Origin of the sequence: Streptomyces millisiae (genome assembly GCF_031845425.1) — a bacterium.
Lineage (GTDB): Bacteria > Actinomycetota > Actinomycetes > Streptomycetales > Streptomycetaceae > Streptomyces > Streptomyces millisiae.
Window position 1 is genome coordinate 30,385 of sequence record NZ_JAVREM010000010.1, and the last position, 23,812, is coordinate 54,196.

Sequence of the window (23,812 nt, forward strand, 5' to 3'; positions counted from 1 at the left end):
CCCCGTCCGCCCACCACGCCACCGGACACCCGCCAGGTCTCCTATGCTTCTTCACGAAAGATCCGGACGGGTTCCCGGGCGCCGCTGTTCGTGGGGAGCGGGCTCGACCAGCCGGCGTTCAGGGGAGGGGCTGCTGCGCATGAGTCGTCGGTCTGGTGGTCTGGTCGGTGTCTGGGCCGAGGTGCAGCGCCAGCAGCAGCGGCGGATGGAGGCCGAGGCCCGGCAGCGCAGGGAGTGGGAACGGCAGGCCCGAGCGCATCAGCGGCAGGTGGCACAGGGCTATCGGGAGTACCGGCAGGCGGAGGCACGGCGGCGTACCGAGGAGTTGGAGGAGCGGGTCGCCCGCTTACAGGGGCTGCTGGCGACCGGCTGCCAGGCTCCTGCCTTCCGGTCGGCTGCCCTGATGCGGCCCGAGGAGGTTCCGCGCTTCGACCCGGGGGCGCTCGCGCAGCCCGTGGTGATGCCGGATCCGAACCGGTACCAGGCGCAGGGGGGTTGGACGGCGAGCCGCCGTGCCCAGGCGCAGGCCGAGGCGCGGGCGCGGTTCGAGCACGACTGGCAGGCGGCACAGGTGGCGGAGGCCCAGCGTCAGCAACGGTTGGCGGCGTACCGGCGGGAGTACGACGAGTCCGTCCAGGCGCTGCTGGCGGAGGTGCGTCGGCACAACGCCGGCGTCCTGGACGTGGTCGAGGGCGTCGGCCGCCGGGATCCCGAGGCCGTGGTCGAGTACTTCTCGGCCGCGTTGTACGCCTCCTCGGCATGGCCCGAGGGGTTCCCCCGGCAGGTCTCGGCGGCCTACGACGCGGCGGGGCGGCAGTTGGTGCTCGACTGGGAGCTGCCCGGGTTCCACGTCGTCCCCGAGGTGAAGTCGGTGCGGTACATGCCGACGGCGGACCTGGACCGGGAGACTCCTCGGCCGGTGGGGCAGCGACGCGCCCTCTACCGGGAGGTGCTGGCGCAGTGCGCGTTGCTGGTGCTGCACGAGCTCTTCGCGGCGGACGAGTTCGGCTCCCTCGACTCGGTGGCGTTGAACGGCTTCGTCGACGGGCACGATCCCGCGACGGGGCGGCGGGGACGAATCCACCTGGCGACGGTCATGGCCCCGCGCTCCACGTTCGCGGAACTGCACCTGGCCCAGGTGGAAGCCGTCAGCTGCCTGACCGACGGTCTGCGAGGGCAGCTCGCCGCGCGGCCGGACCAACTCGTGGCGGTACGGCCGGGGCGCCGGCCGCAGGACGTCGGGAACCGTGTCGTCACCCATGGCGGCGACGAGGAACCGGACCTCCTCACCATGGACCCGATCGCCTTCGAGTCCCTCATCGAGAGCCTCTTCCGGGCCATGGGGATGGAAGCCGTGACCACCGAGCGCTCGGGTGACGGCGGAGTGGACGTCGCCGCGACGGATCCCACGCCGATCCGGGGCGGCAGCATCGTGGTGCAGGTGAAGCGCTACCGGAACACCGTGCCGCCCACCGCCGTGCGCGACCTGTACGGAACCGTCCAGCACAGGGGCGCCAACAAGGGCGTCCTGGTGACGACCTCGGGGTTCGGACCCGGCTCCTACGAGTTCGCCGCCGGCAAGCCGCTGGAGCTGGTCTCGGGCACCGAACTCGTCGACCTGCTGCACCGGCACGGTCTTCGAGGACGCCTGGGCGACGGGGGGTCACCGGCACCGGCGCGGCCGACGACCGCCCAACCCGGGCCGCCGGCCGAGGAGTACAACGTGCTCGGCCTGTCCTGGGCGGGCGATGTCCGTCTGGACGTGTGCGCGCTGGTCTGCCGGGGGAACCAGATCCTCGGCGACGACTACTTCGTCTTCTTCAACAACCCGGGCACGCCTGACGGTTCCGTCCGCGCCTTGTCGGCCGCGGCGCCCGACAAGGCGGCCATCCGCGTCACCTTCGACGCCCTGCCGGCCAGGGCCGACCGCCTGGTCCTGGTGGCCGCCGTCGACCCGGAGGCCGACCCGGCGGCCGACCTCTCGGGGTTCACCGGCGCCTGCGTTCGGCTGCTCGACGCCACGCGGACGGAACTGGGCCGGCTCGACGTCTCCGACGGTCGCCCGGGCGAGACCGCCCTGGTGCTCGGATCCTTCCGGCGCAGGTCCACCGGCGACTGGGACTTCGTGGCGGGCGGAAAGGGCTATCCGGGCGGACTCGAACCACTGGTACGGGAGTTCGGCATCGACGTGACGTCGTGAGGCGCGGCACCCCGCCCCGTGTGGCCGAACGGCGCGGGGCTACGCCCGAGGCTCAGACCGTCGTGACCCCGGCCGCCCGCAGTCGGGAGAGGTCGCCGCTCTCGGCGACGCGTTGGAAGGCGTAGGCGCTCGGCTTCGGCTGGCGCCGGAATCCCGCGGCGTGGTCCACGGCGACGAGGCCGAACTTGGGCCGGTAGCCCTCGGCCCACTCGAAGTTGTCGAAGGCGGACCAGTGCAGGTAGCCGCGCACGTCGACGCCGTCGCCGATGGCGCGCAGCACCGCGCCCAGGTGGCTCTCCAGGTAGTCGATCCGTTCCGTGTCGTCCTCCGTCGCGATGCCGTTCTCCGTGACGTAGAGCGGCAGTCCGGTCCTGGCGGCCCGGCCCAGGACCTCGCGCAGGCCCTCCGGGTACACGGCCCAGCCCATCTGGCTGGTCGCGAAGCCGCGCGGCGGCGGCACGAAGATGGTCGGCGACGCGGGGTCGACCCAGTTCTTGCGGTAGTACTGCACCCCCAGCCAGTCGCCGCCGTCGCCCGGCCGAAGGTCGTCGAGGTAGAGGTCGACGATCTCCGCCCGCAGTTCGTCGCGGTACCGCCGGGTCACCGCGTCCTCGCGGGCGGGCGCCAGTACCGGCAGTTGGACGACAAGGCCGGGCGCGGCGTCGGCGTGCGCCCGCGTCGCGGCGACGGCGCGGTGGTGCGCCTCCAGGAGAACGCGCCCGACGCGCTTCCAGTGGCCGGCGTGCGCGATGCCGGGCGGGTGGTAGCCCTCCAGGTAGCCGTGGAGCGCGACCATCTGCGGTTCGTTGATCGTGCAGACGAAGTCGGCCAGGTCGCCGAGCGCCGCCACGACGCGTGCGCAGTACCGTTCGAACACGGTGAGCGCGTCCGGGGCGAGCCATCCGCCCCGGTCGGCGAACCAGGCCGGGAGCGTGAAGTGGTGCAGGGTCACGAACGACCGGAGGCCGCGCTCGCGCAGCGCGGCGAGCACGCGCCGGTAGTGGGCCAGCGCCGCGGCGCTGAACTCGCCGGGCGCCGGCTCGATGCGCGCCCACTCCACGGAGAGCCGGTGCGCGGTGTGCCCGAGCGAGGCCAGGAGGTCGAAGTCCTCGCGGTAGCGGTGCAGGTGGTCGATGCCGTCGCCGGACGAGACGTGCACCCCCGAGGCCGGCTCGTGCTCGAAGCGCCACCAGTCGGAGTTGACGTTGCCGCCTTCCACCTGGTGCGCCGACGTCGCGGCTCCCCACAGGAAACCGGGAGGGAAGAGGGTGGTCACGGTCCTCCTTCGCCATGCTCCGCACGCCGCCCGCCAGCCAAAGGCTGTCAATGACTGGTTTTACGATAGCCTACCGCGCTGTCATGAGCACGGGTCTCGCCACGATCACCCGTCGAGCCTGCGGCTAGCATGTCCGCATGGCAGCGCGGAGACCGTACGCGAAGGGCGAAGCCAAACGCGCCGAGATCGTCGACGTCGCGCTCGAGCTGTTCAGCCGCAAGGGCTATGACCGCACCTCCTTCCGCGAGGTCGCTCGTCTCGTCAACCTGAGCCAGGCCGGCCTGCTGCACTACTTCCGAACGAAGGAGGAGCTCTTCGTCGAGGTGCTCCGTCGTCGCGACGAACGCAACACCCGCTTCTACGACCAGACAGTCGACCGCGACGTCACCGTCGAGGGCCTGATCGAGATCATCAAGCACAACGCCGTGGAACCCGGTCTCGTGCGGCTGTATGTCGCGATGTCGGCCGAGAGCACGGACGCGGCGAGCTCGGCGCGGCAGTTCTTCGTCAAGCGCTACGAGATGCTGCGCGCGAACATCGCGGCGGACATCCGCCGCAAGCAGGCGGCGGGCGAGCTCCCCGACGCGCTGGATCCACAGACCACGGCCAGCCTGGTCATGGCCGCCGCCGACGGTCTCCAACTGCAGTGGCTGCTCGATCCGGAACAGGTGGACATGGGCGCCATGCTCGAAGAGCTGGTCACGCTGCTGCGCGGCACCGCGACCTCGCCAGGCCCCGAGGCCTGATTCCCGAGTAGGCAGGCGGCCCGTGGCTGACGCCGCCGGGCCGCCCGGCTCAGCCACTCAGCCGCTCAGCCCTTGATCGCCCCCTCGGACAGCCCCTGGACGAGGCGCCGTTGCACGAACAGATAGACGATCACGAGGGGCAGACTCGTCAGGACGACATGCGCGAAGACGAGGTCCCAGCGGAACGCGACGACCTCCGACGAGGCCGAGGCGAACCGGAAGAGACCGAGCGGAAGGGTCGCGCTCTCCTCGCCCCGCAGCAGGAACAGCGCGAACAGGAACTCGTTCCAGATCGTGATGATCAGGATGACGCCGCCGACCAGGAGCACCGGCAGCAGCGACGGCACGATCAGGAGCCGGAAGATCTGCGGCTTCGAGGCCCCGTCGATCGCCGCCGCCTCCTCGATCTCCACCGACATCGCCCGCACGAACCCGGTGGCGAGGAAGACCACGACACCGAGCCGGGTCCCCACCATGACCAGGAAGTAGCCCAGCCGGGTCCCGTCGATCCCCAGCGTCTGCAGCTCGTAGATGGTGGGCAGGACCGCCGGCGGCAGCAGCACCGACAGCACGCAGACGTTGTAGGCGACCTTCATCGAGACGCGCCGCGACCGGGCGAAGGCCCAGGCGGCCATCGACCCGAACAGCAGCACGGACGCGAGGGTCGGCACGGCGATCGCGAGGCTGTTGAGCAGCGCCGTGGGGTAGTCGCCCTCCTCGAAGACGACCGCGAAGTTGTCCCACCGCCACTCCCTCGGCAGGGCGAGGTCGAGCTGGCTCGCCTCGCCGTAGGGCTTCACCGAGTTGACCAGGAGCAGCCACATCGGGATCAGCACCCAGGGCAGCGCGATCACACCAAGCACCACCACGCGCAGCAGTTCCGAGCGCGGCGTCGCCGGCCGGCGCCGTCGGGCGGTCGTTCCGTGGGTCGTCACGCCTCCACCTCCCGTCGCCGCAGGAACGCGATCAGTGGCACGCCGAGCACGACGACCAGGATCGTGACGGTGAGGCTGATCGAGCTGGCCATGCCGAAGAACCCGCCGTTGTACTGCCGGTACATGGCGATGTTGAGGACCGACGTCGTGTCTCCTGGACCGCCGCGGGTGGTCGCCTGGACGATGTCGAACGCGTTGAGCGCGCCGAGGAAGCTCACGACGACGCTGAACGTGAACGAGGGCGCCAGCAGCGGGAACGTCACGGACCAGAAGGCCCGCCACGCGTTCGCGCCGTCGATCGTCGCCGCCTCGACGAGCGACCGCGGTATGGCGTTCAGCCCGGCGATGTACACCAGCGTCACGATGCCGCTCCACTTCCAGACGTCGATGAACGCCACGGCGACGAGCGCGGAGGTCCCGTCGCCCAGCCAGGCGTGGTCGAATCCGGGCACGACGAGCCCGATCGCCTGGTTCAGCGGTCCGCGGGGTTCGAGGATGGCGCTCCAGATGTAGCCGGCAGCGAGCGGTGAGATCAGCACCGGGAGGAAGTAGAGCGCCCGGAAGAAGGAGTTGCCCCGGTTGGAGCGCTGCATGAGCAACGCGAGCCCGATGCTGATGACGTTCTGCATCAGCATCGCGACGACCGCGTAGGTGACGGTGACGCGGATCGCGACCGGCAGCACCCCGGAGTCGACGAGGTTCACGAAGTTGTCGACGCCGTTGACCGAGATCCTCGACGAGAACCCGGTCCACTGGGTGAAGGCGAAATAGACGTTGAGGAGGAAGGGCAGCAGGAAGAAGGCCACCGTCAGGACGAGCGTCGGCACGACGAACGGCCACCACCGCCCCCGGGCGCTCCGCCGGGCCGGCTTCGTGTGGTGAGGCATGACGCCGCGACCGCCTATTCCCAACCCGGCAGGCCGGCGGCCCGCGCGGCCTGCTCGAACACCGTCTGCGAACGGTTCGCGACCGACTCCGGCGTCTCGCTCCCGCTGAGCAGGCCGGTCAGGTAGTTCGCGAACTCCGAGTTGAAGCCGGAGAGGTTGCTGTTGAAGGCGAGCGCCGTGCTGTCCTCGTAGGCCGCCCTCAGCTCCTCGCGAACCCCGGTGTACCCGCCGGCGGGCGGCTCGGCGCCCGCCAGCACCGGGAAGGTGCCCGACTCATCCACGAAGTCCTGGTAGCCCTCCTCAGTTGCCCACTGGATGAACGCCAGCGCCGTGCTCTCGCGCTCCGCGTCGCCGGTCCTCGGGACGTACCAGGTCCCGGCCACATTGGGCGCCCAGGCCGAGACGGCGCCCTCCGCGGCGGGGTAGGCGAAGCCGATCTTCTCCGCCGTGCGCGCGTCGTCGCGGCCGAGCTGCTCGGTGAACATGTCCAGCAGACCCGACGGCAGGGCCACCATCGCGGCCTGGCCCTCGCTGACCGCCACGATCGAGTCTCGAACCTGGCGGTCGTCGCGTCGGAGTTGAAACAGCCCGACTCCTAGAGGCCCTGGTACGCCTCAAGGCCGGCGACGAAGGGGCTGCCCTCGGCGTCGAAGGTCGTCTCCCCCTCGAGCACCCGCTGCGCCCAGTCCTCGGACTGCTGCGCGGACCCCATGTACATGAGGCCGCCCAGGATCTGGGTCGGCCAGGTCGACCCGCCGCTCTCGAAGATCGGCGCGATGTCCGGCGCCTCCGTCCGCAGGGTGTCGCAGATGGCGGCCAGGTCGTCGTAGGTCTCGGGTATCGCGAGACCGTACCGGTCGAACACCTCCCGGTTGTAGAACAGCCCGAAGAGCGAGGGCGAGTCGGTGATCGCGGCGTACACCTTCCCGTTGAAGGTGCCCGCGCTCCGGAGGATCTCCCGCTCCCGTTCGACATAGGGCATGGCGGAGAGGTCGTAGAGGTTCTGCTCGGGGTTCAGCTGCCAGAACCCGGACGTCGCGTGGTACTCGAGGAGGTCCGGCCGCTCGCCGGAGGCCCACCGGGTCTGCACGCCGGACTCGAACGCGTCCGAGGGCATCTCGATGATCTCGAACTCGACGCCCGTCTCCTCGGTGAAGCGCTCGTAGACGTTCATGACCGCGTCGGGATCGGACGGATTGACCCACACGGTGAGCTCGTCGGCCTGCACCTCGGCCGTCCCGTCCGCCGGGACGCCCCCACCGGAGCTGGCTCCGCCGGGGGTGCTGCACGCGGACAGGACGGCCAGGACCGCGACGCACACGCCGATCGACACTGATCGCTTCATGGAGGACTCCCTCGGCTTCTGAACCGCGCGATCGGCACACCGAGACCGCGATCGCCGGATGCGATGGGCGGCGAGCCCACAAAACCAGTCATTGACAGGCAAGAGTCTCGACGCCCGGGAACATCGCGCTACCGTGCGACCGCGGCCTCGGCGCGCCGGTCACTCACCGGGTGTCCACCAGGGGCGGCTGGTCGTCCGGATTCAGCCAGAAGTCGGGGCATTCGGTGTTCTCGGCGCGCGGCAGCGCCCGCTCGATGACGTCCCGGTACTCGTCGATCCGGTCGCCGCGGAAGATGTCCGGCACGTCGTCCCGCAGCACCGGGACCATGAGCAGGACGTGCTCGCCCACGCGCAGGGGCTCCTCGGCCCGGGCCCGCCGCGGCCCCACCAGGTTCAGTTCCACCTCCGCCGGCCCCTCGGCCGGCTTGATCCACTCCCCCACCCGGAGAGTCACCAACTCCCGGTGGTACAACCCGGACGTCGGGCGGATATCCAGGACGTCCCCCTCCAGGATCATGGTCGAGCAGGCGACCCACTCGTGGTCCCGCAGTGTCCGGCCGCCCCCGCCCGCCATGTCGGACGAACCGTCGGAGTCACCGCTGTCGTTCGCGGTGACGACGGCCAGCACGCCCAGCGCGAGCGCCGCCGCCAGGGCCAGCGGGCCCGCCAGCGCCTCGCGCCGCCGCCGACGGGCGGCGCGCGGCGGGCCGGCCGGCTCGGGCTCCGCCCGGCCCACCTCCTCGCCGATCAGCCGCAGCGCCAGCCGCAGCCGCCGCTCCTCCTCGGGACCGACCGGCTCAGGCCTCTCGTCCGTCACTCCGGATCACCTCCTTCTCACCCAGCCGGTCCCGGAGCACGGCGACGGCCGCGTGCAGCCGGCTCTTCACCGTGCCCTCCGGAACGCCCAGCACCAGGGCGATGTCATGGACGGTCAGGTCGACGTAGAAGCGCAGCGTCAGCACCTGACGCTGCGGAAGCGGCAGTTCGGCCAGACAGTCGGACACGGCGAGCGCCAGGGCCCGGTCCTCCTGCGGGTGCGGCGGCGGGCGCACCGCCCACCGGCTGGCCAGCCGGTCCCGCAGGCCCGCCTCCCGGGTCCGCTCCCGGTGCCAGTCGGCCGCCACCCGCGAGGCGACGACCGACAGCCAGGCGGCCGGGTTGCGGATCCTCGCCCGGGCCGGATCGGCCCCGGCGGCCAGGAACTTCACCCTGACCTGCTGGACCGCGTCCTCCAACTCGTCCCACGGCACGCCCCCCCAGGACGAGCACCGCCCGCACCCGACCGATGTCCTCGTCATCCGTCAACGGCCTTCCTCCGCCCTTCTCCGTTTCCCCAATGCCGGAGCAGCGGTCCGGAACGTTCGCCCTCCCGGACGCGCGCGGTCAGTCGTGCAGCCCGCGCAGCACCTCGTACAACGCGGCCTTGCCCTCGAAGCCGATGCCGGGGAGGTCGGTGAGACCGACCCGGCTCCTCTCCACGACGGCGTCGTCGGCGAAGCCGCCGGTGGGCTGGAACTCGCCCGGGTAGGACTCGTTGCCGCCGAGCTTGAGCGCGGCCGCGATGTGCAGGGAGAACTGGTGTCCGCCGTGCGGGACGCAGCGGCGGGAGGACCAGCCGTGCTGGCGCAGCATGTCCTGGACGCGCAGGTACTCCACCAGGCCGTAGGCGAGCGCCGGGTCGACCTGGATGTAGTCGCGGTCGGGGCGCAGGCCGCCGTAGCGGATCAGGTTGCGGGCGTCCTGGAGCGAGAACAGGTTCTCGCCGGTGGCGATGGGCCCGGGGTAGTGCTCGGCGACGGTGGCGTTGAGTCGGTAGTCGAGCGGGTCGCCGATCTCCTCGTACCAGAACAGGCCGTAGGGCTCGATGGCCCGCCCGTACTCCAGGGCGGTGGCGAGGTCGAAGCGGCCGTTGACATCCACGGCGAGACGCGACCCGTCACCGCCGAGCACGTCGATGACGGCCTCGATGCGGCGCAGGTCCTCGGCCAGGTCGGCGCCGCCGATCTTCATCTTGACGACCTCGTACCCCAGGTCGAGGAAGCCGCGCATCTCGTCCTGGAGATCGGCGATCGTCTTGCCGGGGGCGTAGTAGCCCCCTGCGGCGTAGACGAAGACCGAGTCGTCGGGGCGGCCGTCGCCGTGGCGGTCCGAGAGGTACCGGTAGAGCGGCTGGCCGGCGATCTTGGCCGCGAGGTCGAACAGCGCCATGTCGACGACGCCGACGGCCACCGAGCGTTCGCCGTGACCACCGGGCTTCTCGTTGCGCATCATGACGTCCCAGGCCCTGGCGGGGTCGAGCTCGCCCCGCTCGTCCAGCAGGCTCTCCGGGTCCGCGGCCAGCAGCCGCGGCAGCACGCGCCGCCGCAGGATCTCGCCGGCGCTGTAGCGGCCGTTGGAGTTGAAGCCGTAGCCCACCACGGGCCGGCCGTCGCGGACGACGTCGCTGACGATGGCGACGATCGAGCAGTCCATCGCGCTGAAGTCGATCCACGCGTTGCGGATCGAGGAGCTGATGGGCACGACGCCCTCGTAGGCGGCGGTGATCCTCATCGTGGTCCTTCCTGGTCCGTCGAACGGCGCGGCTCAGAGCAGTTCGAGGAGCTTGTCGGTGAACTCGGCCGTGGACGCGGTGCCGCCCAGGTCGGGGGTGCGCAGGTCGGTCCCGGCCAGGATCGCCGCGATGGCGTCGGTGACGTCCCTGGCGGCCTCGGGATGGCCGAGGTGGTCGAGCATCATGGCGGCCGACGAGATCGCGCCCAGCGGGTTGGCGATGCCCCGGCCGGCGATGTCGGGGGCGGAGCCGTGAACCGGCTCGAACATCGAGGGGTGGGTGCGCTCCGGGTTGAGGTTGGCGGCCGGCGCGACGCCGACGGAGCCGGCGACCGCGGCGGCCAGGTCGCTGAGGATGTCCCCGAAGAGGTTGGAGGCCACCACCACGTCGAAGCGGGCCGGGTCGAGGACGAACTTGGCGGCCAGCGCGTCGACGTGTTCCTGCTCCCAGACCACCCGGGGGTGGGCGGCTCCCCGTTCGGCGACCAGTTCGTCCCAGAAGGGCATGGTGTGCACGATGCCGTTCGACTTGGTGGCCGAGGTGAGCCGGCCGCCCCGCCGCTCCGCCAGGTCGAAGGCGTAGTCCAGCAGGCGGGTGACCCCGGCCCGGGTGAACACGGCCTCCTGCACTGCCATCTCCTCGGGGAACCCCCGGTTCAGCCGGCCGCCGATCTCGCTGTACTCGCCCTCGACGTTCTCCCGCACCACGACGAAGTCGACCGCGCCCGCAGTCGCCCCGCGCACCGGGCTGTCGATCCCCTCGAAGACCCGGATCGGCCGCAGGTTGACGTACTGGCGGAAGCCGCGGCGGATGGGGATCAGCAGTCCCCACAGGGAGACGTGGTCCGGCACGCCCGGGTAGCCGACCGCGCCGAGCAGGATGGCGTCCTTGTCGCGGAGCTGGTCGAGGCCGTCCTCCGGCATCATCGCGCCCTCGCGGAGATACCGCTCGCAGGACCAGTCGTCGTAGGAGGTGTAGGAGAAGCCGAAGCCGTGGCGGCGCCCGACGGCGTCGAGGACCTGTCGGGCCGGCGGCAGGACCTCGGTGCCGATGCCGTCACCGGGGATCAGGGCGATGCGATGGTCGGTCATGCCGTCGATTGCAGCAACCGGCGCGCCCGACCGTCCAAGACGGAGTGTCGATCTGCTCCATAAGTCGCGCCTATCAGGGCTCGCGGCTGCCGGCCGGGAGGGCGGTCGACACGAACGCCTCCGCCGCCGGCGACAGCCTGGTGCGGCGGCTGACCAGGCCCACGGTCAGCGCGGTCTCCGGCTCGATGTCCAGCACCCGGGCGCCGGCCCGCCGCGCCAGCCCCTGCCACGACTCCGTGACGACGGTCAGGCCGACGCCGGCCAGCACCAGCGGGATGACGGCCACCCGGTGCTCGGTCTCGGCCGCGACCGTGAACTCGACGCCGCGCTCCCGCAGCGCCTCCACATAGGCGCGCATCCCCGTGCCCCGCTGCCCCACGATCAGCCGCTGGCCGGCCAACTCCTCGCACCGCACGGAACCCCGGTCGGCGAACGGCCCGCCGGGCGGCACCACCAGGACGAAACGCTGGCGGCCGACCGGGCGGGAGACCACCTCCTTCTCCGGCAACGCGCCGGCGGTGGCCAGCAGCCCGAGTTCGACGGCGCCCGTCCGGACCAGCTCGACGACGTCCGGCACCGTGAAGGCGGCCCTGATGGCCACCGACACCCCCGGGTAGCGGCCGCTGAAGGCCCCGATCATCGTGGTCAGCGGCTCCACCGCCTGCGACGGCATGGCGGCGACGTCGAGCCGCCCCTCCCGCAGCTCCCGCACGGCGGCGACGCTCGCCCGGGCCGTCTCCAGACCGCGCACGGCCTCCCGGGCCGGCTCGATCAACGCCTCACCGGCCGCGCTCAGCACCGCCCGACGACCGACGCGGTGGAACAGCTCACTGCCCAGGTCGCGCTCCAGCCCCCGGATCGCCTGGGACAACGACGGCTGCGACACGTACAGCGCCGACGCCGCGCGCCCGAACCCGCCGTGGTCCACGATCGCGAGGAAGTACTGCAGCTGCCGGACGTCCATACCGGGATTCTCACCCCTCCCGGCCAGTGGCCCGCCGAGCCGCCACCGATAGGTGCCACCTATCGGGGGCATCGCTTTTTGGTCATGGACCCCTGGTCGAGCGGCCCGGTTCACTGTGGCGCGAAGCTGGCGCGTGCCGACGGGACTCGGTCTCGCGGGATCAGGGAGGCTGCAATGACGCAAACCCCGGACGACGAGCGAACGGCCCGAGCCGTGGGCCGCACGGCGAAACCGTGGTACCGGCAGTTGTACGTCCAGGTGCTCGTGGCGATCGTGGTCGGCGTCGTGGTGGGCTGGCGGTGGCCGGACGTGGGCACCGCCATGGAGCCGATCGGCACGACGTTCATCACCGCGATGAAGATGCTGATCGGCCCGATCGTGTTCCTGACCATCATCGGCGGCATAGCGGGCGTCGCGGACCTGAAGCGGGTCGGGCTCACCGGGATCAAGGCGCTGACCTACTTCCAGGTCGGCACCATCGTCGCCATGGCCGCGGGCCTGGTGGCCATCAACGTCTTCCGGCTCGGCGAGGGCGTGCACGCCGACCCGTCGACCCTGGACACCTCGGGCGACGCGGCCGAGTACATCGAGGCCGGCGAGCACCAGCAGTGGTGGGAGTTCCTCACCCACATCGTGCCGGACAGCTTCTTTGGCCCGTTCGTCGAGGGGGACATCCTCCAGGTGATCTTCCTGGCGGTGATCTTCGCCATCGCGCTGAAGGCGGTGGGGACGGCCGGGGAGCCGATCATCGAGGGCGTGGGCCGGCTGACCGAGGTCGTCTTCAAGGTGCTGTCGTACGTCATGAAGGTCGCGCCGCTCGGCGCCTTCGGCGCGATGGCGTACGCCATCGGACGGTTCGGCCTCTCCACGCTGACCAGTCTCGGCTCGCTGATCCTGCTCTTCTACGTCACCTCGATCCTGTTCGTCGTGGTCGTGCTCGGCGGCGTGCTGGCGGCCTACGTGCGGCTGAACATCTTCCAGCTCTTCCGCTACTTCAAGGAGGAGTACCTCCTGGTCCTCGGCACCTCCACCGCGGAACCCGCGCTGCCGGGGCTGATGCGCAAGCTCCAGCACATGGGCGTCGAGAGGTCCACCGTCGGCCTGGTGGTGCCCACGGGCTACAGCTTCAACCTCGACGGCGCGGCGATCTACCTCTCCCTCGCCACGCTCTACATCGCCCAGGCCACCGACACGCCGCTGTCCGTGCCCCAACAGCTGGGGCTGCTCGCCGTCATGCTGCTGACCTCCAAGGGCGCGGCCGGTGTCGCGGGCGGCGGCTTCATCGCGCTCACCGCCACCCTCTCCACGGTCGGCACCGTTCCCGCCGCCGGCATCATGCTCGTCTTCGGCATCGACAAGTTCATGTCCGAGTGCCGGGCGCTGGTGAACTTCTCCGGCAACGCCGTCGCCACCCTGTTCATCGCCCGGTGGGACGGCACGCTGGACCTGGCACGGGCGCGCGAGGTCCTGGCGGGCGGGGCGGGGCGGCCGCCGGCGGCCACCGAGGCGGCGGAGGAGCAGGCCCGACCGGCCGTGACCCGGAACGCGGAGGTGGCGTCCTGACGCCCTCCGTCCTGGTCACCCCGGCCGGTAGGTTGGCCTCGCACCGCAGCCGCATCCCAGAACGACCGGGAGGCACCCTTGGACGCCCGGCAGCTCGAGTACTTCCTGGCCATCGTCGAGCACGGCGGGTTCAACCGGGCGGCCGCCGCGCTGCACGTGGCCCAGCCCTCGTTGTCGCAGGCGATGGCGAACCTGGAGGCCGAGCTCGGGGTGGCCCTGTTCCACCGCGTCGGTCGGGGCGTCGTGCCGACCGACGCGGCGCGGGAGCTGCTGGAACCGAGTCGGCGCGTGCTGCGGGACCTGGCCGCCGTGCGGGACAGGGCCGCCGGGCTCGCCGGGCTGCGGAGCGGCACGGTCGAGGTGGGCACCATGCCGTCCCCCGGCATCGAACCGCTCACCACCCTCATCCGCCGCTTCACCGAGGTACATCCCGCGGTGACCGTGAGCACACGGGCCGCCTTCACCCCGGACGAGGTCCTGTCGCTGGTCCGCGGCGGCTCCTGCGAACTGGGCCTGCTGGGCTCCGCCACGCCCGTGCACCCGTCCGGTCTCGACGTCCTGCACGTGGAGGACCAGCCGTTCGTGGTCGTGGCCACGCCCGGCGGCCGGATCGAGGACGACGTCGCGATCAGGCCGGAGGACCTGGCGGGGCAGAAGCTCATCGCGTCCCGGCCGGGCAGCCTGATGCGCAGCCTCGTCGACGGCATCACCGCGGACGGCGTCGGCACCAGGATCGTCAGCGTCGTCGACCACCGCACGTCGATCCTGCCGCTGGTGCTCAGCGGGGTGGGAGTCGCCATCCTGCCCTCCTCCTGGACCCGGTTGGCCCGCCGCTGCGGCGCCGTCGTCGCCCCCGTCGAGCACACCGCCCGCCTCCACGTGACGATGGTCAGCCTGCCCGGGCACCTCACGCCGGGCGCCCGGGCGCTCCTCAAGCTGACCCGGGCCTACGCCCGGCGCGGAGATCCGGCGGACAGGCCCTGAGCGCCCCACCGATCGGCCGCGCCTATACGTCACATCAGAAGCAGGTCTTGGACGCGCGACCGCCGTCGTGTGTTGACTCGAACCGACCACACCCCTGCGAGCCGGAGGCAGCCATGACCGCGCCCCACACGTTCCGCATCGCCGCGATACCCGCCGACGGGGTGGGCAAGGAGGTCGTCGCCGCGGGACGAGCCGTCCTCGACGCCCTCGCCGCGGACTCCGCGGGCTCCCCGCGGCCGTTCGCCTTCTCCTGGGAGGAGTTCCCCTGGGGGTGCGAGTACTACGAGCGCACCGGCAGGATGATGGACGACGACGGCCTCGACCGGCTCAGGGAGTTCGACGCCATCTACTTCGGCGCGGTCGGCTGGCCCACCGTCCCCGACCACGTCAGCCTCTGGGGGCTGCGGCTGAGGATCTGCCAGGGCTTCGACCAGTGGGCCAACGTCCGCCCCGTCCACTTCCTGCCCGGCGTCACCAGCCCGCTGCGCAAGGCCGACGACACCGACCTCGACTGGGTCGTCGTCCGGGAGAACAGCGAGGGCGAGTACGCCGGCCTCGGCGGCCGCAACCTCGCCGGCCGCGGCCCCGGTGGCGAAGTGGCCGTCCAGACCGCCCTGTTCACCGAGGTCGGCTGCGAGCGCATCATGCGGTTCGCCTTCGACCTGGCCCGCACCCGCGCCCGCCGCAAGGTGTCCTCCGTCACCAAGAGCAACGCCCAGCAGTACGGCATGGTGCTGTGGGACGACGTGTTCCGCCGGGTCGCCGCCGACTACCCCGACGTCGAGACCGAGAGCGTCCTGGTCGACGCCATGTCGGCGAAGTTCGTCCTGCGCCCCGAGGAGCTGTCGGTCGTCGTCGCCTCCAACCTCCACGCCGACATCCTCTCCGACCTCGGCAGCGCCCTCGCCGGCAGTCTCGGCCTGGCCGCCAGCGCCAACCTCAACCCCGAACGCCGCCACCCCAGCATGTTCGAGCCCGTCCACGGCTCGGCACCGGACATCGCCGGCCGCGGCCTCGCCAACCCCGTCGGCGCCGTCGGCAGCGCGGCCCTGATGCTCGACCACCTCGGCCTGCCGGACCAGGCGGCCCGGCTGCGCCGGGCGATCGAGACGACCACGGCCGCCGGCGTCCGCACCCGGGACGTCGGCGGCACCGCCTCGACCGAGGACGTCACCAAGGCCCTCGTCGAGGCGCTGAACGCCTGACCCGACGGGCCGGACACTAGGGTGGCGGCATGGCAACGTACGCCGCGCTGCTGCGCGGGATCAACGTCGGAGGGCACCGCAAGGTCCCCATGGCGGAGCTCCGGCAGTTGCTGACCGAGCTCGGTCACGGCGCGGCGCGCACCTACCTGCAGAGCGGGAACGCGGTGTTCACCGCGCCCGCCGCCGACCCGGCCACGTTGACCGGCGCGCTGGGGGACGCGGTGGCCGAGCGGTTCGGGTTCCGCGTCGACTGCCTGGTGCTCGGTCGTGCGGAGTTGCGGGCCGTCGTCGAACGGTGCCCGTTCCCCGCCGCCGAGCTCGACCCGGCCAAGCTCGTGGTCGTCTTCCTCAGCCGCCCGGCCGCCGACCACCCGGTCGCGGGTTCCGACCCGGCGCGGTGGGCGCCGGACGAGTTCCGGGTCGGCGAGCGGGAGCTGTTCGCCTGGTTCCCCGGCGGGATGGGCCGCAGCAGGCTCGGCGAGGCGCTGTCCAGGCCGGGCGACGACGTCGTCGCCACCGCCCGCAACTGGCGGACCGTGACCGCCCTCGTCTCGCTCGCCGATCAGCTGGCCGCCGCCGACCGCTCGGCGTGAGCTCGGCGGCGCGGCCGGCCCGCGCCGTTTCAGTGGACGTCGTAGGTCAGGTGCGTCGCGGTCGAGGTCGTGACCACGTCCCGCTGCGCCAGCGTGCGCGGCGCCGCGCCGGTGAACAACGGCGTCCCGGCGCCCAGCACGACGGGCGCGAGGTGCAGGGTCAGCGTGTCGACCAGCCCGGCGTCGAGCGCCGAGGCGATGGTGGCGCCGCCGCCCATGAGGACCACGTCGAGGTCCTCGCCGCGTCCGCGGAGGCCGCCTCGGCGCGCTCGCGCGCGGTGGCGACGGCGTCGCGCAGCCCGGTGGTGACGAACGTCCAGTCGAGGCCGGTGAGCCGCACCGACTCCGGCGGTGAGCTCGTCACCACGACGAACGCGGGCTTGCCGACCTCGCCGGCGCCGTAGCCGGTCGTGTCGTCCCAGCCCTTCGGCCCGTCGACGATGTCGAAGAGCCGGCGGCCGAGGACGACGGCGCCCGAGCGGGCGGTGCCCTCGCGCAGCAGCCGGCGGTCGTCGGGGTCGTCGGAGAAGGCCCAGGTGTGCAGGGCCTCGCCGCCGGTGCCGAGGCCGTTGTCCTGGCTGGGGTCCGGGCCGGTGACGAAGCCGTCGAGGGAGACCGAGATGTCGGCGATGATGCGAGTCATGTCAGGGTGGACCCGGCGCGCCGCCCGAACTCATCGCCCACGACGGGTCCGTCGATCCGGTCAGGATTCGAGAAGCGCCGACATCGGGGCCACGACTAGCGTCGGTGTCATGACCTCGATCGATCACGTCACCCTCGAGGTGACAGACGCCACCGCCGCCGGCACCTTCCTCACCACCGCCTTCGGCCTGGACGACGGCCGGATCCGCGTGCGGGCCGCCGGGACTCCGACGACCGGCTTCCGCGGGTTCACGCTGTCGCTCGTGGTGCCCCGGCCAGCCGATGTCGACGCCCTGGTCGACGCCGCCGTGGCCGCCGGCGCCGCCACGCTGAAGCCGGCCGCCAGGTCCCTCTGGGGCTACGGGGGCGTCGTCCAGGCGCCGGACGGGACGATCTGGCAGCTCGCGTCGGCGAAGAAGAAGGACCCCGGCCCGGCCACCGGGCGGATCGACGAGATCGTGCTCCTGCTGGGGGTCGCGGACGTGGCCGCCAGCAAGCGGTTCTACGTCGACCAGGGCCTCGCCGTGGCGAGGAGCTTCGGCAGCAAGTACGTCGAGTTCGCCAGCGAGTCGGGTTCCGTCAAGCTGGCGCTGTACAAGCGCCGTGGCCTGGCCAAGGTCGCCGGCGTCTCCCCCGACGGCACCGGCTCGCACCGGATCACGATCGGCGGCGACGCCGGCGCCTTCACCGATCCGGACGGGTTCGCGTGGGCGACCGCGGCGGAGACCGCCTCGCGGTGAACCGCCCGGGGGGGGGCGCGGCCAGAGCCGACTTGGCCACAGGTCAACGTGCCACTTCTTCGACCGGCGGCCGTAAGACGGGACGTTACCCGGAAGCTTCGGGTGCGTTTTGAGACTGTTTCGACAGACCGAGTCAAAAGCATGGACGCGTCAAGAACAAGTCCCTAGTCTCTCCGGCGCTGAGCCTGGGCCACAGGTTCCGTCCCGCTCCACTCGCGTCAGGAGGAGCAATGGTCAAACCGTCGAATCTCCGGTTCCGTCGAAGACTCCACAGCCGCCTGGGGGCGCTGCTCGCCGGGGCCCTGCTGGCCGGGGCCGGCTGGGCGGCGCCCGCCGCAGGGCAGGAGGTCGGGCCGGCCGCCGACCTTCCGCCCCAGGAGCCCGGGGTGACCCTGCGCACCTACGACGTGCAGGTGCCGTTGGAGGAGATCTGCACGCTCAAGGCCGGGCAGACGCCGAACGTCGACCGGCTGATGCCCACCATCGACTGGACCACGGCCGACCAGTTCGGCTTCGAGAACCGCTTCGTCACACACGCCATCGCCAACATCGACGTGCCGCAGGACGGCACCTACGCCTTCCGCCTCACCAGCGACGACGGCTCGCGGCTCGCCGTGGACGGCCAGGAGGTGATCGACCACGACGGGCTGCACGGGGCGACGTCCAGGGACGGCTCCGTGGAGCTGACGGCCGGTTACCACTCGCTGTTCGTGGAGTTCTTCGAGCGCGACGGCGGGCAGCAGCTCACGCTCTCCTGGCGGCCGCCGGGCGCGGCCGAGTTCTCCGTCGTGCCGAACTCGGTGCTCAGCACCGACGCCGGCGTCGTCCGCGTCACCGCCCCCGGCCGCAAGGAGTGCGAGGGCAACGACGACTCGCCGGGTGACGGCCTGCCGCTCGACGGCGTACACCCCGACTACCAGCTGACCGACCTCCGGCCCGAGGGCTTCGAACCGCAGGTCACCGCCATGGAGTGGCTGCCGGACGGCCGCCTGGCCGTCGCCACCTGGGGCGGGGGCGGCTCGCCCGACGAGCAGCCCGCCGAGGGCGAGGTCTACCTGCTGGACAGCGTCACCGGCGACACGGGACCCGACGAGGTCACCACGGTCCGGATCGCGGAGGGGCTGCGGGAACCCCAGGGCCTGAAGTACGTCGAGGGCTCGCTGTACGTCTCGCAGAAGCACGAGCTGACCGAGCTGGTGGACGTCGACGGCGACGAGGTCACCGACGAGTACCGGACGGTGGCCACCTGGCCGTGGGGCGGCAACTTCCACGAGTTCGCCTTCGGCCTGCTCTACCGGGACGGCTACTTCTACCTGAACCTGTCCGTCGCCATCGACCTCGGCGGCGCCACGACCAACCCGCAGCCCGCCGAGAACCGCGGCACCACGGTCCGGGTGAACCGCGAGACCGGCGAGGTCGACTACGTCGCGGGCGGGCTGCGCACCCCCAACGGCATCGGCTGGGGTCCGGACGGCGAGCTGTTCGTCACGGACAACCAGGGCGGCTGGCTGCCCTCCTCCAAGCTCGTCCAGGTCGACCAGGGCGACTTCTTCAACCACTACACCAACCCCCCGGGCCCCTTCGACGACCAGCCCGTCACCCAGCCCGTGCTGTGGCTGCCGCAGAACGAGATAGCCAACTCGCCCAGCACGCCGCTCTACCTGGAGGAGGGCACGTTCGCCGGGCAGCTGCTCTTCGGCGACGTCACGTACGGCGGCATCCAACGGGCCTACCTGGAGGAGGTCGACGGCGCGTACCAGGGCGCGGTCTTCCGCTTCACCCAGGGCCTGGAGGCCGGTGTCAACCGGATCAGCGTGGGTCCCGACGGCGCCATCTACGCCGGCGGCATCGGGGCCGGCGGCAACTGGGGCCAGGACGGGAAGCTGACCTTCGGCCTGCAGAAGCTGACGCCGACGGGGAGCGACGCCTTCGACATCCTGGCCATGCGCGCCACCGGCGACGGCTTCGAGCTTGAGTACACCAAGCCGCTCTCGCAGGCGACGGTGGACGCGCTCGCCGCCAGCTACCGCGTCACGCAGTGGCGTTACCTGCCGACCGCCCAGTACGGCGGGCCGAAGGTCGACGAGGAGACCCTGACCGTGCGTTCGGCCACCGTCTCACCCGACGGCCGGACGGTCACCCTGGACATCCCGGGGCTGAGGCCGGGACACGTGGTCCACGTGCGCTCGCCCCGCCCGTTCACCGACGCCAGCGGCCAGGAGCTGTGGAACACCGAGGCGTGGTACACCCTCAACCGGATCCCCGGCGCCCCGGAGCCAGAACCGGCGTACTACGAGGCCGAGGAGGCGCGGCTCGACGGCGGCGCGCGGCTCGCCGACGACCACGACGCCTACTCGGGACGCGGCTTCGTCGCCGGCTACGGCACCGCGGGCGCCAGCACCACCTTCACCGTGGACGCCGACCGGCGCGGCGCCTACGACGTCGGGCTGCGCTACTCCAACGGCCCCGACCCCTTCACCGGCACCAAGACGGTGAGCGTCTACGTCAACGGGGAACGGGTGGGACAGACCAGCCTGCTGTCCACCGGCACCTGGGAGCAGTGGTCCACCCGGACCGAGCGGCTGAACCTGCGCCGTGGCCGGAACACCATCAGCTACGTCCACGAGGCGGGCGACACCGGGCACGTCAACCTCGACCTGCTCACCGTCCACCGGGCCGGCAGCCGGGTCGCGCTCTTCGACGGCACCGACCGGTCCTCGTTCCAGCACGGCGACGGCCGCATGGTGGAGTGGCCGCTGGTCGGCGACGAGGCGATGGAGGTGTGCTGCGGCGACATCCGCAGCAAACAGGCGTTCCAGGACTTCCGACTGCACGTGGAGTTCTGGCTGCCCGAGCTGCCGCCGGACGTGACCGGGCAGGACCGCGCCAACAGCGGCGTCTACCTCCAGGACCGCTACGAGATCCAGATCCTGGACTCCTACGGCGACGACTCGCCGGCCGCCAACGAGGCCGCCGCCATCTACGAACAGCGGGCCCCCGACGTCAACGCGGCGCGACCACCGGGCACCTGGCAGACCTACGACATCACCTTCCGTGCCGCCCGCTTCGACAGCGCCGGCACCAAGACGGAGGACGCCCGCGTCACGGTGGTGTGGAACGGCGTCACCGTGCACGACGACGTGGCGCTCACCGGGCCGACGGGAGGAGGCGCCCCCGAGGGCCCGACGGCGGGGCCGATCCGGTTGCAGGACCACGGCAACGCGGTCCGCTACCGCGACATCACCATCCAACCGCTGCGAAGCCGCGGCTGAGTGGCTCGCGGCCACTGATCACGGTCGACGGGCGGCCACGCGCCGCCCGTCGACGGGTCGTGCGTTTCGCACGGTCCATTCATGACAGCCGCCACTGTCCGCCCTCCCGGTCTCCTGGAACCCTCTTGTCCGTGCCGAAGGAGGGCGATGGACAAGCGGTACGAGGTCTTCTGCCTGATCGACAGGTGTTTCTACGACACTCCCGAGCGCCTCGCGCTGCGCTCGGACGGCCGGCTGCGGGACGAGGAGTCCTACGAGACGGCGCGGCGCCCGGTGCCCGAGGGCTGGCGCGCCGCACGCTCCGGTGACTGGCTCCAGCTCCAGCCGGTGGCCGCTGAACTGCCCCTCCAGGGCTGGAAGATCCATGTCTCCGCCACCCTGGACGGCGCGGACAAGACGGCCGCCAGGATCTGGGAGTACTGCGTCCCCCGGGGCATCCCCTTCAAGTTCGTGCCGGCCCGCCACCTGCTGTTCCTCCGGAACTCCAAGTACGCCGGGCGCGACAACAGCGGCAAGTTCGCCACCGTCTACCCGGCGGACGAGCGGCGCCTGCACACGGTGCTCACGGAGCTCGGCGAGCTGCTGGCGGGCGAGCCCGGGCCCTATGTCCTGACCGACCTGCGGTGGCGGGAGGGCCCGCTCTACGTGCGGTACGGCGCGTTCGCCCCGCGCTACTGCGACAACGGCTCGGGCACCCTGGTGACGGCGGTCGAGGACGGCACCGGCCGGCTGGTGCCGGACCGCAGGACCCCCACCTTCCGCGTCCCCGACTGGGTGACGCTCCCCGACTTCCTCGCCCCGCACCTGGCCGCCCGCAACCAGGTCACCGTGGCCGACCTGCCGTACCGCGTCGACCGCGCCCTGCACTTCTCCAACGGCGGCGGCGTCTACCGCGGCACCGACCTGCGGACCGGCGCGGCGGTGGTGCTCAAGGAGGCCCGCCCCTACGCGGGGCTCGCCGCCGACGCCGCCGACGCGGTGACCCGGCTGGAGCGGGAGAAGGCCGCGCTGGAACGCGTCTCGGGCCTGGGGATCGCGCCCGAGGTACGCGACTGGTTCATGCTGGGCGACCACCGCTTCCTGGTGATGGACGAGCTGCCGGGCCGCACCCTCAACTCCTTCTTCGCCGAGCGGCATCCGCTGCTCGCGGTGGCGCCCGACCCCGAGGAGGTGGCCCGGTACACCCGGTGGGCGCGCACCGTGCTGGCCGGCACCGAGCGGGCCGTGGCGGCGCTGCACGGGCGCGGCCTGGTCTTCAACGACCTGCACATGTTCAACATCATGGTGGCCCCGGACGGCGAGTCGGTCGCCCTGCTGGACTTCGAGGCCGCGGCCCCCGAGTCGGCGGCGGCCCGGCAGACGGTCGCCCACCCCGGGTTCCTGGCGCCGGCCGACCGCACCGGCTTCGCCGTCGACCGGTACGCCCTGGCCTGTCTGCGGCTCGCCATGTTCATCCCGCTGACCTCGCTGCTGGCGATCGACCCGGGCAAGGCCGCGCACCTGGCCGAGGTGGCGGGGCGCGAGTTCCCCGACCTGCCGGCCGACTTCCTCGCCGAGGCGGTGGCCGAGATCGTGGGCCGCGACGGGCCGGGGACGGCCGCCCCACCCCGGACCGCGCCGGTGCCGGCGGACGGACCGACCGGCCGGGAGTCGATGGTCCGCGCCATCCTGGCCTCCGCGACGCCCGACCGGGAGGACCGGCTGTTCCCCGGCGACATCGCCCAGTTCTCGCCCGGCGGCGGGCTCGGCCTCGCGCACGGCGCGGCCGGCGTCCTCTACGCGCTGGCCGAGTGCGGCGCCGAACGCTACGCGGAGGGCGAGCGGTGGCTGCTGCGGCAGGCCGCCCGGCCGCCGCGTGGCACCCCGCTCGGCCTGTACGACGGGCTGCTCGGCGTCGCGCACGTCCTGCACCGGCTCGGCCGCACCGAGGCCGCGCACGAGCTGGCCGGCCGGGCCCTGGACGAGCGGTGGGAGCGGCTGCCGGGACATCTCTTCGGCGGCCTGGCCGGCATCGGTCTGGTGCTGGACGAGTTGGCCGCGGCCACCGGCGACGACGCGCTGGCCGACCGGGCCCGGCGGGCCACCGAGCTGGCCGCCGCCCGCCTGGCGGAGCCGCCCGAGCCGCGCGGGCGCAGACGGGCCGGGCTGCTGTACGGGGCCACCGGCATCGCGCTGCTGATGCTGCGCCGGCACGAGCGCACCGGCGACGGAGCACTGCTCGACCTGGCCGCCACCGCCCTGCGCCGGGACCTGGCGCACTGCGCGGTGGACCGCCGCGGCATGCTCAACGTCGACGAGGGCGACCGGGTGCTGCCGTACCTGGGCGAGGGCAGCGTCGGCATCGCGGCGGTGCTCGACGACTACCTGGCGCACGCGCCGGACCCGGAGTTCGAGCGGGCCAGGGCCGCGATCCTGCCCGGCGCGGGCTTGCGCTACTACGCGCAGCCCGGGCTCTTCCGGGGCCGGGCCGGCATGGTCTGGCACCTGGCCAGGACCACGACCCCTGGCGCCGAGCCCGCCGCGCTGGCCGCGCAGGCGGCGGCGATGGACTGGTACGGCATGTCGTACCAGGGCGAACTGGCCTTCCCGGGCGACCAGATGATGCGGCTGTCGATGGACCTGGCCACCGGCACCGCGGGCTGTCTGCTGGCGCTCGGCGCCGCCGCGGCCCGGGCCGCGTCGCCCGCGAGCGGCCCCGGGCACGGCCCGCGGCTGCCCTTCCTGCCGCCCCCGGGGCGGCCCTGAGGACCGGCCCCGGCTCGCCGGGGTCGCAGCGAGACCCGCCCCGCGCCCGCGGTGGCGGCCCGACGGGTGACGA

19 protein-coding genes and 1 pseudogene are annotated in these 23,812 nt (G+C 72.3%); 9 read left to right on the top strand and 11 right to left on the bottom strand.

What is annotated here, in order from left to right:
• Window positions 1-139: 139 nt before the first annotated feature.
• Window positions 140-2,200, top strand: coding sequence for a restriction endonuclease (locus tag RNC47_RS11590; protein ID WP_311597996.1), 2,061 nt, complete (start codon window positions 140-142; stop codon window positions 2,198-2,200).
• A gap of 52 nt (window positions 2,201-2,252) precedes the next feature.
• Here RNC47_RS11590 and RNC47_RS11595 read toward each other — a convergent pair whose 3' ends face one another.
• Window positions 2,253-3,476 (bottom strand): glycoside hydrolase family 1 protein, encoded by a 1,224-nt coding sequence (locus RNC47_RS11595; RefSeq protein WP_311597997.1) that lies wholly within the window; start codon window positions 3,474-3,476, stop codon window positions 2,253-2,255.
• A 137-nt stretch (window positions 3,477-3,613) separates the two neighbouring features.
• Between RNC47_RS11595 and RNC47_RS11600 the strand changes: the two genes are divergently transcribed.
• Complete coding sequence (locus tag RNC47_RS11600) at window positions 3,614-4,222, top strand: TetR/AcrR family transcriptional regulator (protein ID WP_311597999.1); 609 nt, start codon at window positions 3,614-3,616, stop codon at window positions 4,220-4,222.
• A 65-nt stretch (window positions 4,223-4,287) separates the two neighbouring features.
• Here the strand turns inward: RNC47_RS11600 and RNC47_RS11605 are convergent, their stop codons facing one another.
• From RNC47_RS11605 to RNC47_RS11645, 9 genes are all read right to left on the bottom strand, one after another.
• Window positions 4,288-5,157: a carbohydrate ABC transporter permease gene (locus RNC47_RS11605; protein ID WP_311598001.1), complete on the bottom strand. Its 870-nt coding sequence runs from the start codon at window positions 5,155-5,157 to the stop codon at window positions 4,288-4,290.
• Window positions 5,154-5,984 carry a carbohydrate ABC transporter permease gene (locus tag RNC47_RS11610; protein ID WP_311598003.1) on the bottom strand — a complete coding sequence of 277 codons (831 nt, stop codon included), beginning with the start codon at window positions 5,982-5,984 and terminating at the stop codon, window positions 5,154-5,156. Before RNC47_RS11610 ends, RNC47_RS11605 begins: the two co-directional genes overlap by 4 nt.
• A 74-nt stretch (window positions 5,985-6,058) precedes the next feature.
• Window positions 6,059-6,586, bottom strand: a complete 528-nt coding sequence (locus RNC47_RS11615) for a hypothetical protein (RefSeq protein ID WP_311598004.1) — start codon at window positions 6,584-6,586, stop codon at window positions 6,059-6,061.
• A 53-nt stretch (window positions 6,587-6,639) separates the two neighbouring features.
• Window positions 6,640-7,389 carry an ABC transporter substrate-binding protein gene (locus RNC47_RS11620; RefSeq protein ID WP_311598005.1) on the bottom strand — a complete coding sequence of 250 codons (750 nt, stop codon included), beginning with the start codon at window positions 7,387-7,389 and terminating at the stop codon, window positions 6,640-6,642.
• A gap of 163 nt (window positions 7,390-7,552) precedes the next feature.
• Entirely contained in the window at window positions 7,553-8,206 is a 654-nt protein-coding gene (locus tag RNC47_RS11625; protein WP_311598006.1) for a hypothetical protein, read from the bottom strand.
• Entirely contained in the window at window positions 8,187-8,687 is a 501-nt protein-coding gene (locus RNC47_RS11630) for an RNA polymerase sigma factor (RefSeq protein WP_394814760.1), read from the bottom strand. Before RNC47_RS11630 ends, RNC47_RS11625 begins: the two co-directional genes overlap by 20 nt.
• A gap of 85 nt (window positions 8,688-8,772) precedes the next feature.
• Window positions 8,773-9,939 carry a mandelate racemase/muconate lactonizing enzyme family protein gene (locus RNC47_RS11635; RefSeq protein ID WP_311598008.1) on the bottom strand — a complete coding sequence of 389 codons (1,167 nt, stop codon included), beginning with the start codon at window positions 9,937-9,939 and terminating at the stop codon, window positions 8,773-8,775.
• 33 nt (window positions 9,940-9,972) lie between these two features.
• Window positions 9,973-11,031: a tartrate dehydrogenase gene (locus tag RNC47_RS11640; RefSeq protein WP_311598009.1), complete on the bottom strand. Its 1,059-nt coding sequence runs from the start codon at window positions 11,029-11,031 to the stop codon at window positions 9,973-9,975.
• Between the two features lie 73 nt (window positions 11,032-11,104).
• The gene (locus RNC47_RS11645) at window positions 11,105-11,995 is read right to left on the bottom strand and encodes a LysR family transcriptional regulator (protein ID WP_311598010.1); all 891 of its coding nucleotides are present in this window, start codon (window positions 11,993-11,995) and stop codon (window positions 11,105-11,107) included.
• Between the two features lie 174 nt (window positions 11,996-12,169).
• Here RNC47_RS11645 and dctA point away from each other — a divergent pair, with 174 nt between their 5' ends.
• The 4 genes from dctA to RNC47_RS11665 all read left to right on the top strand — a co-directional run bounded on the left by dctA (window position 12,170) and on the right by RNC47_RS11665 (window position 16,340).
• Entirely contained in the window at window positions 12,170-13,558 is a 1,389-nt protein-coding gene (gene dctA, locus RNC47_RS11650) for a C4-dicarboxylate transporter DctA (RefSeq protein ID WP_311598011.1), read from the top strand.
• Between the two features lie 78 nt (window positions 13,559-13,636).
• Entirely contained in the window at window positions 13,637-14,542 is a 906-nt protein-coding gene (locus RNC47_RS11655) for a LysR family transcriptional regulator (protein WP_311598012.1), read from the top strand.
• A gap of 113 nt (window positions 14,543-14,655) precedes the next feature.
• Entirely contained in the window at window positions 14,656-15,747 is a 1,092-nt protein-coding gene (locus RNC47_RS11660) for a tartrate dehydrogenase (protein WP_311598013.1), read from the top strand.
• Between the two features lie 29 nt (window positions 15,748-15,776).
• A complete protein-coding gene (locus tag RNC47_RS11665) occupies window positions 15,777-16,340 on the top strand; it encodes a DUF1697 domain-containing protein (protein ID WP_311598014.1) in 564 nt (187 codons plus the stop codon).
• Between the two features lie 29 nt (window positions 16,341-16,369).
• Here RNC47_RS11665 and RNC47_RS11670 read toward each other — a convergent pair.
• Window positions 16,370-16,983: pseudogene (locus tag RNC47_RS11670) on the bottom strand (dihydrofolate reductase family protein).
• A 109-nt stretch (window positions 16,984-17,092) separates the two neighbouring features.
• Here RNC47_RS11670 and RNC47_RS11675 point away from each other — a divergent pair.
• The 3 genes from RNC47_RS11675 (at window position 17,093) to lanKC (ending at window position 23,739) form a co-directional block, all read left to right on the top strand.
• Window positions 17,093-17,722: a glyoxalase gene (locus RNC47_RS11675; protein ID WP_311598015.1), complete on the top strand. Its 630-nt coding sequence runs from the start codon at window positions 17,093-17,095 to the stop codon at window positions 17,720-17,722.
• Window positions 17,723-17,952: 230 nt separating this feature from the next.
• Window positions 17,953-20,994 (top strand): family 16 glycoside hydrolase, encoded by a 3,042-nt coding sequence (locus tag RNC47_RS11680; protein WP_311598016.1) that lies wholly within the window; start codon window positions 17,953-17,955, stop codon window positions 20,992-20,994.
• A 147-nt stretch (window positions 20,995-21,141) separates the two neighbouring features.
• On the top strand, window positions 21,142-23,739 hold the full coding sequence (gene lanKC, locus RNC47_RS11685; protein ID WP_311598017.1) for a class III lanthionine synthetase LanKC: 2,598 nt from the start codon (window positions 21,142-21,144) through the stop codon (window positions 23,737-23,739).
• Window positions 23,740-23,812: the final 73 nt, after the last annotated feature.

Bases quoted from the DNA above. Each gene is read 5' to 3' on its own strand.
- lanKC (WP_311598017.1), top strand. From the start codon at position 21,142: ATGGACAAGCGGTACGAGGTCTTCTGCCTGATCGACAGGTGTTTCTAC.
- RNC47_RS11660 (WP_311598013.1), top strand. From the start codon at position 14,656: ATGACCGCGCCCCACACGTTCCGCATCGCCGCGATACCCGCCGACGGG.
- RNC47_RS11590 (WP_311597996.1), top strand. From the start codon at position 140: ATGAGTCGTCGGTCTGGTGGTCTGGTCGGTGTCTGGGCCGAGGTGCAG.
- RNC47_RS11635 (WP_311598008.1), bottom strand. From the start codon at position 9,939: ATGAGGATCACCGCCGCCTACGAGGGCGTCGTGCCCATCAGCTCCTCG.
- dctA (WP_311598011.1), top strand. From the start codon at position 12,170: ATGACGCAAACCCCGGACGACGAGCGAACGGCCCGAGCCGTGGGCCGC.
- RNC47_RS11600 (WP_311597999.1), top strand. From the start codon at position 3,614: ATGGCAGCGCGGAGACCGTACGCGAAGGGCGAAGCCAAACGCGCCGAG.
- RNC47_RS11680 (WP_311598016.1), top strand. From the start codon at position 17,953: ATGGTCAAACCGTCGAATCTCCGGTTCCGTCGAAGACTCCACAGCCGC.
- RNC47_RS11665 (WP_311598014.1), top strand. From the start codon at position 15,777: ATGGCAACGTACGCCGCGCTGCTGCGCGGGATCAACGTCGGAGGGCAC.
- RNC47_RS11630 (WP_394814760.1), bottom strand. From the start codon at position 8,687: ATGACGAGGACATCGGTCGGGTGCGGGCGGTGCTCGTCCTGGGGGGGC.
- RNC47_RS11640 (WP_311598009.1), bottom strand. From the start codon at position 11,031: ATGACCGACCATCGCATCGCCCTGATCCCCGGTGACGGCATCGGCACC.
- RNC47_RS11645 (WP_311598010.1), bottom strand. From the start codon at position 11,995: ATGGACGTCCGGCAGCTGCAGTACTTCCTCGCGATCGTGGACCACGGC.
- RNC47_RS11620 (WP_311598005.1), bottom strand. From the start codon at position 7,389: ATGAAGCGATCAGTGTCGATCGGCGTGTGCGTCGCGGTCCTGGCCGTC.
- RNC47_RS11675 (WP_311598015.1), top strand. From the start codon at position 17,093: ATGACCTCGATCGATCACGTCACCCTCGAGGTGACAGACGCCACCGCC.